16 protein-coding genes are annotated in these 13,349 nt (G+C 63.5%); 2 read left to right on the top strand and 14 right to left on the bottom strand.

What is annotated here, in order from left to right:
- Positions 1-222: 222 nt before the first annotated feature.
- Positions 223-615, bottom strand: coding sequence for a hypothetical protein (locus K288_RS0109020; protein ID WP_027579246.1), 393 nt, complete (start codon positions 613-615; stop codon positions 223-225).
- A 386-nt stretch (positions 616-1,001) separates the two neighbouring features.
- Entirely contained in the window at positions 1,002-1,808 is an 807-nt protein-coding gene (locus K288_RS0109015; RefSeq protein ID WP_027579245.1) for a response regulator, read from the bottom strand.
- Between the two features lie 279 nt (positions 1,809-2,087).
- Here K288_RS0109015 and K288_RS0109010 point away from each other — a divergent pair, with 279 nt between their 5' ends.
- Both K288_RS0109010 and K288_RS0109005 read left to right on the top strand, forming a co-directional pair.
- Positions 2,088-2,300: a NepR family anti-sigma factor gene (locus K288_RS0109010; RefSeq protein WP_027579244.1), complete on the top strand. Its 213-nt coding sequence runs from the start codon at positions 2,088-2,090 to the stop codon at positions 2,298-2,300.
- Positions 2,300-2,848 (top strand): sigma-70 family RNA polymerase sigma factor, encoded by a 549-nt coding sequence (locus K288_RS0109005; protein WP_027579243.1) that lies wholly within the window; start codon positions 2,300-2,302, stop codon positions 2,846-2,848. Before K288_RS0109010 ends, K288_RS0109005 begins: the two co-directional genes overlap by 1 nt.
- A 340-nt stretch (positions 2,849-3,188) precedes the next feature.
- Here the strand turns inward: K288_RS0109005 and K288_RS0109000 are convergent, their stop codons facing one another.
- The 12 genes from K288_RS0109000 to urtD form a co-directional block, all read right to left on the bottom strand.
- A complete protein-coding gene (locus K288_RS0109000; protein ID WP_027579242.1) occupies positions 3,189-4,847 on the bottom strand; it encodes an HWE histidine kinase domain-containing protein in 1,659 nt (552 codons plus the stop codon).
- A gap of 369 nt (positions 4,848-5,216) precedes the next feature.
- Positions 5,217-5,861, bottom strand: a complete 645-nt coding sequence (gene ureG / locus K288_RS0108995) for an urease accessory protein UreG (protein WP_027579241.1) — start codon at positions 5,859-5,861, stop codon at positions 5,217-5,219.
- A 284-nt stretch (positions 5,862-6,145) separates the two neighbouring features.
- The gene (locus K288_RS0108990; RefSeq protein ID WP_043159525.1) at positions 6,146-6,883 is read right to left on the bottom strand and encodes an urease accessory protein UreF; all 738 of its coding nucleotides are present in this window, start codon (positions 6,881-6,883) and stop codon (positions 6,146-6,148) included.
- Entirely contained in the window at positions 6,864-7,475 is a 612-nt protein-coding gene (locus K288_RS0108985; protein ID WP_027579239.1) for an urease accessory protein UreE, read from the bottom strand. Before K288_RS0108985 ends, K288_RS0108990 begins: the two co-directional genes overlap by 20 nt.
- Before the next feature lie 13 nt (positions 7,476-7,488).
- Positions 7,489-7,788 (bottom strand): putative quinol monooxygenase, encoded by a 300-nt coding sequence (locus tag K288_RS0108980; protein WP_027579238.1) that lies wholly within the window; start codon positions 7,786-7,788, stop codon positions 7,489-7,491.
- A gap of 48 nt (positions 7,789-7,836) precedes the next feature.
- Positions 7,837-9,549, bottom strand: a complete 1,713-nt coding sequence (gene ureC, locus K288_RS0108975; protein WP_027579237.1) for an urease subunit alpha — start codon at positions 9,547-9,549, stop codon at positions 7,837-7,839.
- A gap of 24 nt (positions 9,550-9,573) precedes the next feature.
- Positions 9,574-10,113, bottom strand: a complete 540-nt coding sequence (locus K288_RS0108970) for an HD domain-containing protein (RefSeq protein ID WP_027579236.1) — start codon at positions 10,111-10,113, stop codon at positions 9,574-9,576.
- Between the two features lie 146 nt (positions 10,114-10,259).
- Entirely contained in the window at positions 10,260-10,565 is a 306-nt protein-coding gene (locus tag K288_RS0108965; protein ID WP_027579235.1) for an urease subunit beta, read from the bottom strand.
- Positions 10,566-10,575: 10 nt separating this feature from the next.
- Complete coding sequence (locus tag K288_RS0108960) at positions 10,576-10,878, bottom strand: urease subunit gamma (RefSeq protein WP_027579234.1); 303 nt, start codon at positions 10,876-10,878, stop codon at positions 10,576-10,578.
- A gap of 28 nt (positions 10,879-10,906) precedes the next feature.
- Entirely contained in the window at positions 10,907-11,743 is an 837-nt protein-coding gene (locus K288_RS0108955) for an urease accessory protein UreD (protein WP_027579233.1), read from the bottom strand.
- Between the two features lie 29 nt (positions 11,744-11,772).
- A complete protein-coding gene (urtE, locus tag K288_RS0108950) occupies positions 11,773-12,468 on the bottom strand; it encodes an urea ABC transporter ATP-binding subunit UrtE (protein WP_027579232.1) in 696 nt (231 codons plus the stop codon).
- A gap of 115 nt (positions 12,469-12,583) precedes the next feature.
- Positions 12,584-13,345: an urea ABC transporter ATP-binding protein UrtD gene (urtD, locus tag K288_RS0108945; RefSeq protein WP_027579231.1), complete on the bottom strand. Its 762-nt coding sequence runs from the start codon at positions 13,343-13,345 to the stop codon at positions 12,584-12,586.
- Positions 13,346-13,349: the final 4 nt, after the last annotated feature.

The following is a 13,349-nucleotide window of genomic DNA, read 5'->3' as shown; positions in this document are numbered from 1 at the left end:
CGGCGCGCAAGCCAGGGACGTTCTGATTCAAATCTCAAATAGCTTCTCCGCTGTCATCGTCAGGCTTGACCGGACGACCCAGTATTCCAGGCGCGTCTGAGTTTAAGTTAAGAGGCCGCCGGATGCTGGATGCCGCGCAGGAGCCTGTCATCGGGCTCGCCGAAGGGGAGACCCGGTGGCGGGGCATGACGGTGGATTAATGAGAGAGAACGAACGATCAGCTCAGGTGACGCAGCGGCCGGGCTGCAGACGCTTTGCCACTTCGGTCAGCACGCTTACCACGGGCTCGCAGGCGCTCATCCTGCGCTCGCCGGATTTGATCAGTTCGGGCGGCTTCGGACGGCTGCGCGCCTCGTTCCGGACCACGGGCACGCGGATCACGACCGAGGTCTCGGCCAGGCTGTCGAGCTTCAGCGAAATGGTTTCGGTCTTGCCGCCGGTTGCCGGGACTGTCGCCCGGTCGGCCTTCGCGGCACGGTTGACTTCGTTTTCCGCCTTGGTGGAGGTGATGAGGCTCTGGCCTCCGATGAGATCATGCCCGGAGGCAAACTGCACGGCGCCGAACGTCAAGGAAACAGCGAGCGTGCCTAAAATTCCCTTCAATATCTGTGACATGGCGATTTATCCCTCGCCCCATGGCGATCACGAACACAACTCGAACAAAGCCCCCCCGTTCGTATGTCTTCGGATCACTTAACCGTGTTCAAAATTATTTTCGAAATTTCGGAACGTTTCTTCGCGCTCCGCGTCGTTCTGGCAGCCGGTTATTCCCCCTGCCCCATTGACCGGCGACGTAGGGCGCGACCGTGGTGATGCCGGTCGCGCTCTACTTTTTTGTCGGGGTCATGGTTTCTGCAATGCCAGCGTGACGCCGCCGAGTGTCAGCGCTATCGCGGCAGCTTCCCTCAGGCCGAGCGACGAGCTCGCGGCTATTTCAGCGCAAGAAAAATCCGGCGCGCCATACGGCACGCCGGATCAATCCACTTAGCCAGAGCGTCAGTTCACGCCGAGGCGGCGCGCGGCGCGCGGTTGCGCGAATTGCGCTGGAAGAACAGCGCCTGGCTCGCAACGGCCGAGACCATCGCGGGCTGGAATGGCTTCGAGATCAGGAACGCCGGCTCCGGACGTTCGCCGGTCAGGAAGCGTTCGGGATAGGCGGTGATGAACACCACCGGTACCTCGAACACGCGCAATAGCTCATTCACCGCATCAAGACCGGACGAGCCGTCGGCGAGCTGGATGTCGGCGAGGATCAGGCCGGGCTTCTTGTTCTTGGCGAGCGCCACCGCATCCGAATGGGTGCGGGCGACGCCAATCACGTTGTGGCCGAGATTTCGCACGAGGCTTTCCAGATCCATCGCGATGAAGGTCTCATCCTCGATGATCAGGACGTCGGTCGCGATCTCGGCGGCCATCTCACGGCCGGCAGCGTCGGTGAGCTTGCGCGTCTCGGCGATGTCGGTGTTGAGGATGTAGGCCACCTCCTCTTCCGAGAAGCCCTCCAGCGACAGCAGGAGGAAGGCCTGCCGCGGCAGCGGCGTGATGTTGGAAAGCCGGCGTTCCGGCGGCAACGCCAACGTCGCCACGTCGGCGTTGTCGTTGATCGAGACCGAATTCCAGATCTGGGTGAACAGCCGGAACAGGCCGGCGCGCGGCCCGTGGGTTTCATCCAGAAGCGCGGGGTCCTGAAGCAGGGCCTCCAGCATGGCCGCGACATAGGCGTCGCCCGACGCCTGGTTTCCGGTCAGTGCGCGGGCATAGCGCCGCAACAATGGCAAGTGTTCAGCAACGAGCTGCGATCGGGACATTCCCACTCCATCCTTGTGTTTGAGGCAAGTGCCTGAAACGCCTTGTATCTGTCGGGCCGGCACATCCGTCCGTGGGGCGACCCGGCCTCCCCGTAAGTTATTACGTCCGGACTACGCCTGAGCCTCGATAAAGTTCCACAAAAAGTTCCGGACATTCGGAACTTTCGGCCGAACTTCGCATTAGCGTACGACCGACAGCAAACGCGGCCAAGACCGAAATTTCGAGGAAACTGCTTGAAACACAGGGACTTAACCTCTCGGGGAAACGTGGATCAGATCATGAAGGAAACCAAGAAGCAGGGCGGTCTCAACGCTGAGATCCAATCGAGAATCGGCCACCAGCTTCGCGCCATGTACGATGATGTGGTGCGACAGGGGGTGCCGGACCGCTTTGCGGAGCTTATCCGCAAACTCGATGATCCCGCGGAGGTCGCCAAGCATTTGGCAGAAACTGACGAGCAGCAAGCTGCAAAAAATGACGGGAGGGACTAATGCCTCTCACCGACCAACTTCGCGACGATATTTTGGCGTCGGTGCCAAGCCTACGCGCGTTCGCGATTTCGCTCTCCGGCAATGGTGACCGCGCCGACGACTTGGTGCAGGAGACCTTGTTGCGCGCAATCGCCAACATCGACTCGTTTCAGCCCGGCTCGAATCTTCCGGCGTGGCTGTTCACCATCCTGCGCAACCTGTTTCGCTCAGACTATCGCAAGCGGCGGCGCGAGGTGGAGGATGCCGAGGGCAACTATGCCAAGACGCTGAAAACACAGCCTGCGCAGAACGCGCATCTGGAGTTCGAGGAGTTTCGCGCAGCACTCGACAAACTGCCGCAAGACCAGCGTGAAGCCCTGATCCTGGTCGGCGCTTCCGGCTTCTCGTACGAGGATGCGGCTGCGATCTGCGGCTGTGCCGTCGGCACCATCAAGAGCCGCGTCAACCGCGCGCGATCGAAACTGAGCGCATTGCTCTATGTCGAAGGCGCGGAAGATTTCGGCCCTGATGATACCGTGCGCGCCGTGATCGGCGGCAACGGCGGCTGACGCTCGCCAACTCTTGATCGTCATGCGCGGGCTCGACCCGCGCATCCATCCATCCTGGAAAAGCGATTTTCCTGAGAAATGGATTGCCGGGTCAAGCCCGGCAATGACGGCGAGAGCAGCGCGTAAGGTGGGCAAAGCGTAGCGTGCCCACCTTCTCTTGCACCGCTCGTGGATCTTGCACCGCCCGTGGATGGTGGGCACGGCTTCGCCTTTGCCCACCCTACGCGACGACGCAACTGCTACGCCGTGCCGCACCCACCGTCATTGCGAGCGAAGCGAAGCAATCCATGCCTCAGCAAGCGGCGCTATGGATTGCTTCGCTTCGCTCGCAATCACGCGTTCAGCGCGCCGGCCGGACTGGCGCCGAGAACTTCTCGGTGCGGTCGCGCTCGTTCATGTCGACGACGGTCTCCATCGGCGCGGTGAGTTCGTAGACGTAGCTGATGTCGGTGAAGTAGCGTTTCGCCGTCCCGCCGAGTGCTTCGGGAGCGACGCGGTCGAGCAGGATCAGGCCGAAATCGGAATCCGGGCGCCGAGTGGCTTCGCTGGTGTTGAACTCCTCCCAGCGGAAATGAAAGATAGCCTCCGACTCCTTGCCGTTGACTTCCCAGTTCGCGACGATGTGCGGATGCTTGCCGACCAGGGACAGGCCCTCGTCGGAATGCGAGGCGAGCTCGAAGAACAACAGCGACAGCGACTGCGCGGCGCGCGCGCTGACCGCTATATCGGGGCCGGAAATCGCGATGCGCTCGGCATGCGGGATCGCGCGGGCCTCGAACAATCCTTTCAGCTTCACGCCCTGCCACTGGCTCTCGCTGAGCAGCGTGACCACGTTCGACATGGCGTGGATGCGTCCGATCAAAAGTTCGCGCGCGACATCGACGTCCGAGCCATGGCGCAGCGTGCGGGTGACGATCGACTGGATCACGGCCAGGATGTTCTTGACCCGATGGTTGAGCTCGTCGATGACAGCAGTGAGTCTCCGCTCGAACCCGATCCTCACCTCGATCTCGCGGCTGAGCCGAAGGTTGTTGTAGGCGACATAGCCGAACAGGCCGCAGACGATGCCGGTCAGCGCGAGGCCGATCGCCGCCACGATCGCCGCAGTCTGGTTGGCCCGCGCGGCCGCGGAGGTCTTGGCGTAATAAGCGAGCGACCAGTCGCGGCCGCCGAACGTCACCGTCCGGACCATCGACGGCGCCGGCCCATCCGGCCGCACCGCGCGCGAGGTGATGACGCCCTGATCGTTGGCGACCAGCTCGTCGTTGGAATCGCGCGGGTCCTTCAGCACCACCGAGAACAGCGACATATCGTCATTCGCGAGCATCAACGGCCCGAGCTCATACGAAAATGTGACAAACCCTGCCGGCTCGGAGGCCCCCTGCTGAAACACCGGCGCGGCGAGCGCGACCCCGATCGGCCCGTTCTGGCGCAACAGCGGAATCGGATCCGAGGCCACCGGCTTGCCGTCCGCCATCGCCTGCGCCAGCATCGGCCCGATCACGGAATGGTGGTCGAAGCTGCGGCCCGGCAGGATGATGGTCTCCGGCGTCCGCGGCTCCAGGTCCATCATCACGTTGAGGGGCCTGTCGATCGTCTTGATATCGAGGGGCTGGTCGTCGAAGTCGCGGATGGTCGGATTGGGGAAGCCGGCCTTCTTCAGCTCCTGCTCGGCCGCCACGAGTTCGTCGGGCCTGAGGCGCGCGATCCAGGCGGCAATCACGAAATCGGTCTTGAAGGCATAGATCGAGGAGCGCAGCGGCTGCAGCATGTCGGCCTTCACCACCGACGGCGCGCGAAACAGGCCTGAGGAGACGCGAGCAAGCAATTCGCGCTCGGTCAGCCGGTCCTGCACCAGGCTCGCGTGAACATCGATCGCTCGCGCCAGCGCGATGCCGTCGAGCGTCAGCTCCTGCTCGTGCACGCGATAGGCCGCAAGACCGGAGAGCAGCACCCCGATCAGCGCAATGAAGGCGATAATAAAACCCAGCCGGACCACGCTGTTACTCGGAGACTGCGGGTTGGCGAAGATGAACAGCGGACATCTGAGGTCTGCGGGGGCGGCAACGATTGGATACGGGGTGAACGCCAACCGGGGCGGAATATGGAGTGGCGATCATCGGTACGCAACGGAAGGCAGCAATTAACGTGAACGACGGCTGGCGCCGGCGGGCGAAACCAGCGTCAGAGTTGGCTAATCGGAGTGGCTGGATTTTGTTCCCATTGCGGCATGGAATATTTCGTCGCACCCCGCCATTGCCTCACTTCTTCCGCTTGAGAAGAGGTGCGCGCATCAAGCTTTGAACAGAGCGGCGTGCCTCGCCGGCATCAAAATATTAACAAATCGGATATCATATTAACAAACGATTCAACCCGCCTTTGCGCTGGCAGAGGCTTTCGGGCGCAGGCCGCCTTTGGCCTCGATGAAGGCGATGATGCGCTCCAGCCCATCGCTCTTCTTCAGGTTGGTCATGACGAAGGGACGCTCACCGCGCATCCGCTTCGCATCGGTCTCCATCTTCTCGAGCGACGCGCCGACATGGGGTGCGAGGTCGATCTTGTTGATCACGAGCAGGTCGGAGCGGGTGATGCCGGGGCCGCCCTTGGACGGGATCTTGTCGCCGGCGGCGACGTCGATGACATAGATCGTGAGGTCGGCAAGCTCCGGCGAAAAAGTTGCGGCGAGGTTGTCGCCGCCGGATTCGATCAGCACGAGATCGAGGCCCGGGAATTTCGCGCGCATGTCGGCGATCGCCGCCAGATTCATCGAGGCATCCTCGCGTATCGCGGTGTGCGGACAGCCGCCGGTCTCGACACCGGCGATGCGGTCCGGCGTCAGCGAGCCCGAGCGCACCAGGAACTCGGCGTCCCATTTGGTGTAGATGTCGTTGGTGATCGCAGCGATGTCGTAGCGCTCGCGCATCGATTTGCAGAGCAGATCCATCAGCGCGGTCTTGCCGGATCCGACCGGACCACCGACGCCGACGCGAAGCGGGCCGTGAGAAGATGCCATGTGAGCCAATCCTCTTAAGCGTCGTCCCGGCGAAGGCCGGGCCCCATACCGCGTGACTTATCCGTGACGTGAGATGGCCGACGCCTTCCGCGACACCAAACCAGGCGCCGCTCTTTCCCTGTCATTGCGAGCGAAGCGAAGCAATCCATCGCGCCCCTTGCTGAGGCATGGATTGCTTCGCATCGCTCGCAATGACGGCGGGACGTTGTGGTTATGGGTCCCCGCTCCCGGGCGCAATTGCGCCCTAGGCGGGGACGACGGAGCGAGCGGGGACGACGGAGACGTCATGACCGGAACAGCCTCGTATATTGCGTCTCGTGGCGCAGGCTTGCGAGATCGGCGCGGAAGGTGGCGCTGCCGAGATCGTCGAGCGAGGCGTCGCGCGCGCGGGTCGCAGTCGCATTGACCACCGGTTCGAGAGCGGCGAGCACCCGCTGGCTGTCGGTCTGGCCGAGCGGGATCAGGCGGGCGCCGGCGGAGATCCAGTTCGAGACCACCGCATGGAAGAACCCGTGCAGCACTGGCGCAAGCGGAATGTCGTGCACGGCGCTGACCAGGCCGACCGCGACGGGATAGACGATCGCGCCGTCGCAGGCGGCGATGAACTCGTCGAGGCCGGGCGAAGGCCAGGCGGCCCGCGCGGTGTCGATGAAGGCGCGGCCCTGCGTGGTGGTCTCGAGCTGGCGCTCGCGCGACGGCACGAAGGCCGCAGCAAGCTCGGCGACGTCGCGCAGTCTTGCAAGGTCGTGCTCCATGGTCGCCTGATGCGTCTGGGCGAGGAACACGCCGTCGCAGAAACCACTGCCGTCGCTCAGCATCGCGGCCAGCCAGCCGCGCATCGAAGCGGCATCCTTGATGTCGCCGGCCTCGACCGCCCATTCGATGCCACTGGAATAGGAGAAGGCCCCGACCGGAAACGCCGGCGACAGCCACGTCATCAAGCGGTAGAGCGAGGCCGCCTCGCTCTCCGTCATCCCGCCCCACGCCTCGCTGCGCGGCGGCTCATTTGTGGTCATGAGCATGGGAGTGGTCATGATGGTGGTGATGGTCGTGGTCGCAATGCTCGTCGTGGTGATGGTGATCGTGATTACCGTGATGGTGGTGATCATCATGACCGTGACCATGATGATGCGCATGGTCGTGGCCGGTGTGGTGATGCGTGGCCAACTCGCCTTCATGCGCATGGCCGGCATAGGCACCGCCTTCGGGATCGAATGGCGCCTCGATCTCGATCACGTGCGCACCCAGCCCCTTCACCATCGCCTCGATGACGTGGTCGCGGCGGATGCGCAGACCCTTCTTCATGATCTGCGTCGGCAGATGGCGGTTGCCGAGATGCCAGGCGACGCGGATCAGATGGTGCGGGTCAGCGCAGCGGATCTCCAGCAGCGGCTCGGGCGCAGCGACCACCTCGACCAGCCGCCCATCTTCCAGCACCAGCGCGTCGCCGCCGCGCAGCGCGATCGCATTCTCGAGATCGAGCAGGAATTCCAATCCGCGCGTGCCCGTCATCGCCATCCGCCGGCGGTGGCGGTCGTCGAAATCGAGCACCACCGTATCGGCCGCCGGCTCGTTCCAGCGATGTTGCGGTTTGACGGACGTCGCGCGGATCATGTGGCCTACTCTCTTAGCGGACTTCGACCTTCTCGGGCGTGATCACCTCGATCTTCGGCGGCGCCGAGAAACACTTCACCGCGACGCGGCCGAAGGTCTTCATGTGGTCGGCGGTGCGGTGCGGCACCAGCGCCTCGGCATTTTCCCACTGCTCGACGAACACCATCCTGCTCGGATCGGTGACGCTCTCGTGCAGGTCGTAGGCGATATTGCCGGGCTCCTTCCGCGTCTCCTTGATGCAGGCGGTGGCCGCCGCAATGAATTCGGCGCGAGTCTCAGGCTTGATGGTCAGTGTGGCAACGACGTAAATCACGGAATTTCCTCCCGGTTTTGGTTCTGGGCATGACTGCCGGGAGAGGTTTTAGAACATGAAATAGCGCTGCGCCAGCGGCAGCACCTCGGCAGGGGCACAGGTCAGAAGCTCACCGTCGGCGCGCACCTCATAGGTCTCCGAATCGACCTCGATCCTGGGCGTGGCGTCGTTATGGATCATGCTCTTCTTGGAGATCTTGCCGCGGGTGTTCTGGACCGCATAGAGCTTCTTGTCGATGCCGAGCTTGCGCGCCAGCCCGCCGGCAACCGCCGCCTTGGACGTGAAGACCACCGAGGATGCGGTGAGCGATTTTCCGTACGCCGCAAACATCGGCTGGTAATGCACCGGCTGCGGGGTCGGGATCGAGGCGTTGGGATCGCCCATGGGCGCCGCCACGATGGAGCCGCCCTTGATGATCAGGTCCGGCTTGGCGCCAAAGAATGCGGGCGACCACAGCACAAGGTCGGCAAGCTTGCCCTTCTCCACCGAGCCGATCAGCTTCGAGACGCCATGCGCGATCGCGGGGTTGATGGTGTATTTGGCGATGTAGCGCTTGACGCGGAAATTGTCGTTGTTGCCCTTCTCCTCGGGCAGCGACCCGCGCTGCTTCTTCATCTTGTCGGCGGTCTGCCAGGTGCGGATGATGACTTCACCGAGGCGCCCCATCGCCTGCGAATCCGAGGACATCATCGAGAGCGCGCCGAGATCGTGCAGGATGTCTTCCGCCGCGATGGTCTCCTTGCGGATGCGGCTTTCGGCGAAGGCGAGGTCCTCGGCGATCGAGGGGTCGAGATGGTGGCACACCATCAGCATGTCCAGATGCTCGTCGATGGTGTTGCGCGTGAACGGGCGCGTCGGGTTGGTCGAGGACGGCAGCACGTTCTTCAGGCCGGCGATCTTGATGATGTCAGGGGCGTGGCCGCCGCCGGCGCCCTCGGTGTGGAAGGCATGAATAGTGCGGCCCTTGAACGCCTTCACCGTATCCTCGACGAAGCCGGATTCGTTCAGCGTGTCGGTGTGGATCATCACCTGGATGTCGTGATCGTCGGCGACCGAAAGGCAGTTGTCGATCGCCGCCGGCGTCGTGCCCCAGTCCTCATGCAACTTCAACGCGCAGGCGCCGCCCTTGATCATCTCAACCAGCGCCGCCGGCCGCGAGGCGTTGCCCTTGCCGGAAATGCCGAGATTGACCGGGAAGGCATCGAACGACTGGATCATCCGGCCCATGTGCCACGGCCCCGGCGTGCATGTGGTCGCAAAGGTGCCGTGCGAGGGGCCTGTGCCGCCGCCTAACATCGAGGTGACGCCAGACATCAGCGCGTGCTCGATCTGCTGCGGGCAGATGAAATGGATGTGGCTGTCGAATCCCCCGGCGGTGAGGATCTTGCCCTCGCCCGCGATCACGTCGGTGCCGGGGCCGATGATGATGTCGACATTGGGCTGGATGTCGGGATTGCCGGCCTTGCCGATCGCGGAGATCATGCCCTCCTTGATCGCGACGTCGGCCTTCACGATGCCCCAGTGGTCGACGATCAGCGCGTTGGTGATGACGGTGTCGGCCGCGCCCTGCCGGTTCGTCACCTGCGACTGCCCCATCCCGTCGCGGATCACCTTGCCGCCACCGAACTTCACCTCCTCGCCATAGGTGGTGAAATCCTTCTCGACCTCGATGACGAGATCGGTGTCAGCGAGCCGCACACGATCGCCGGTGGTGGGCCCGAACATGTCGGCATAAACGGAACGTTTGATCTTCACGGACACTGTGAGCCCCCCATTTCCCTTGTCTCAAAGCGCGCTTTTGGCGGCTTTGGCGGTCTCATCGAACTTCGCATCGAGCGCCGCACTGACGCCTCGGCATCCCGCAACGACTTTCTCGGCCCAGGCGGTGTAGTCAGCGAGATCGTCGCGCTCGTCGTTGCTCGGATTCGGCACGATGCGCGCGCGGATGTTGCTGATCTTGTCGGCGATCTTGATCATCTTGGCGGCGGACGATTTGTGCGGGGCGTCCTCGATCTGCCTTTGACGGCGCTGCGGCTTGGGAAGCGACATGTCGTCGGTCACCTCGACCACCAGCGCGGCGACGCGCTCGCTGAATTTCTGCACGAGCTCCTCGCGCGTGGTGTCGGTGTCCTCGACCGTGTCGTGCAGCCAGCCGGCCGCCACGAGCTCGGCGTCTGCGCCATCGGTCGCTGTTGCGAGCAGGTTTGCGACCTCGGCGAGGTGGTTGATGTAGGGCTCGTTGCCGCGGCCCTTGCGCGCCATACCGTTGTGGCGGCGCGCCGCGAGTTCAGCGGCTTCGGAGACGAGGCGAATTGGCTGCAGCATGACATGAACCTCCTTGTCGGCCCCCAACTGCACCCCGCGCGCTTCGTTCCCCACGCGCCGCTCTCTCCGTTCCCTCCCCCGCAAAGGGGAAGGAAGCCAGACAATCGTGCTCATCTCACGAAGGATCACGGCGCGGCCTTGACGGATCACAACTTGCCCTGCACCTCGCCGCGGAAGCCGTGGATGACGCGTTTGCCCGCGAGGGCGACGAGCTGGACGTCGCGGGTCTGGCCGGGCTCGAAACGCACCGCGGTGCCGGCGGCGATGTCGAGGCGCATGCCGCGGGCTTTTTTGCGGTCGAATTTGAGCGCCGGGTTGGTCTCGAAGAAATGGTAGTGCGAGCCGACCTGGATCGGGCGGTCGCCGGTGTTGGCGACGGTGAGCGTCACGGTCTTGCGGCCGGCATTGAGCTCGATCTCGCCGTCCTGGATGAAGAGTTCGCCGGGGATCATGTTGCGCTCCTTACCGGATCGGCTCGTGCACGGTGACGAGTTTTGTCCCGTCCGGAAATGTCGCCTCCACCTGGATGTCGTGGATCATCTCCGGAATTCCCGCCATCACCTGCGAACGGGTCAGGACCTGAGCGCCCGCCTGCATCAGGTCAGCGACCGTGCGGCCATCCCGCGCCCCTTCGACGATGAAGTCCGTGATCAGGGCGATGGCCTCAGGATGGTTCAGCTTGACGCCGCGCTCGAGCCTGCGGCGCGCCACCATGGCGGCCATCGAGACCAGGAGCTTGTCCTTTTCGCGGGGAGACAAATTCATGCGAGCACTCTGATGGTTTTCGAATGATCTAGTTGAGCCACAGCCTCGGCAGCGGGACGGCAGAGGCGCGGCCGAGCACCGTCATCATGTCGGCACGCAGCCTCATCGCATCTTGGGCACAGAAGCGCGCCATTGCAAACCCATTCCAGCAGGAGATGCCGACTTCACCACGGAAGGAATCTTGCGCCTCACGTATACGCTCCACGACCGCCTGATCGCCGGGCACGATCAGCGCGGTGCCGATGGCGACGCCACCATTGGCGACTGCTGATCGGGCGAGCTTCTCGCCGATATTGCCGTCGAGCCGGATGGTCTCGGCAAACACCAATCTGCCGCCACGGCGCATCCGCCAGCGGTCGACGAATTCGCCGTGGCGCATGGCCTCGCCCATGGCCGAGCGGCCGAACACCACGATTTCACACAGAAGCAGGGACGCACCTTCAGCCAGATCAATATCGATTCGCCGCGAAATCCGCGCGCAGTCGAACAGGATGGTCTCCTGCGGCAGCCACGAAAGATGCGAGCCGGCTTCGGCCTTCAGCGCGATGTTGAGTTGTGCGGCCGGTCCGGCCGCGCGATAGATCTTCTCGGCGGCGGCCGTCGTTAACGTCAGCCGCGCGCCCTCGCCGGCCGCAATATCAATGTCAAAGCGATCGCCGCCGGCAACACCACCGGCGGTATTGACGAACACGGCCGACAGCCCCTCGCCCTCCGGCGACGGAAAGCGCACGCGCAGCGAGCCGGATTCATGCAAGCTTCCGCGGCGGGTGACACCGTCCTGCACGTGCACGCCAAACCTCACCGCGCCGCGGGCGCGGTTGGCCGCAAAGGTCGCTGCATCAGCGCGTGCATTCCCGGTGCGCATCCGTCCCCCCGTTTGGCCGGTCGCGTCCCTTATAGCGCCATTTGCCGGGAGATTTCAGCGGGATCGAGGTTGGAGCGGTCACAGGCATATTTCACCGCCCCGCGGTCCATCACCGCAAAGGAGTCCCCGAGTTCGCAGGCGAAATCGAGATATTGCTCGACCAGCACGATCGCGATGTTGCCGAGATTGCGCAAGTAGGAGATGGCGCGGCCGATGTCCTTGATGATCGAGGGCTGGATGCCCTCGGTCGGCTCGTCCAGGAGCAGCAATTTCGGCCGCATCACCAGCGCGCGGCCGATCGCAAGTTGCTGTTGTTGTCCGCCGGAGAGATCGCCGCCGCGGCGGCCGAGCATCGATTGCAGCACCGGAAACAGCGAGAACACGTCGTCGGGGATGAAGCGATTCTCGCGCTTGAGCGGGCCGAAGCCGGTCTTGAGATTCTCCTCCACCGTAAGCAGCGGAAATATTTCGCGCCCCTGGGGCACGAAGCCGATGCCGCGCCGCGCGCGCTCATACGGCTTCAGGCCGGTGATGTCGCTGCCGTCGAACTCGATCGCGCCTGACGCGATCGGATACTGGCCGACCATCGCGCGCAGCAGCGAGGTCTTGCCGACGCCGTTGCGCCCGAGAACGCAAGTGACCTTGCCGGGTTCGGCCAACAGCGAGACGCCGCGCAGCGCCTGCGCCGCGCCGTAGAAGAGGTTGATGTTTTCTGCTCTCAACATGACCGACCGACTACCTTTGTAGGCGAGTAGCGAATGGCGAATAGCGAATAGATTGAAGAAGAACCCTACGCGCTATTCGCTACTCCCTATTCGCCATTCGCTACTCGCTATTCGCCTATCTACCCAAATACACTTCGACTACGCGCTCATTGGAAGACACCTGGTCGATGCTTCCCTCCGCCAGCACCGTGCCTTCATGCAGGCAGGTGACCTTGACGCCGAGCTCCCGCACGAAGGTCATGTCGTGCTCGACCACCATGATGGTGTGGTCCCTGTTGATCTCCTTGAGCAGCTCCGCGGTCTGGTGGGTCTCGACATCGGTCATCCCAGCCACCGGCTCGTCGACCAGCAGCAGTTTCGGATCCTGCGCCAGCAGCATGCCGATCTCGAGCCACTGTTTCTGGCCGTGGCTGAGGCTGCCGGCGAGCCGGTTGCGCGCGTCGGTGAGACGGATGGTCTCCAGCACTTTCTGGATTCGCTCGGTCTCGGCCTTGCTCTCGCGCCAGAACAGCGTGCCGCGCACGCTATGATCGACATTGAGCGCGAGCAGGAGATTGTCCTGCACGGTCTGGCTCTCGAACACCGTCGGCTTCTGGAATTTGCGACCGATGCCGAGCTCGGCGATGCGGGTCTCGTCGAGCCGGGTCAGGTCGGTGACGCCGTCGAACAGCACGGTGCCTTCATCTGGCTTGGTCTTGCCGGTGATGATGTCCATCATCGTGGTCTTGCCGGCGCCGTTCGGGCCGATGATGGCGCGCATCTCGCCGGGCTCCAGCGCGAGCGAGAGGTTGTTGATGGCGTGGAAGCCGTCGAAGGAGACGTGCACGCCGTCGAGATACAGCATGGCGGAAGTGGCGCGGGTATCCATTACGTTCATGGGT

Source organism: Bradyrhizobium sp. Ai1a-2 (assembly GCF_000426245.1).
GTDB lineage: Bacteria > Pseudomonadota > Alphaproteobacteria > Rhizobiales > Xanthobacteraceae > Bradyrhizobium.
This window is presented reverse-complemented; position numbering and strand designations above follow the sequence as displayed.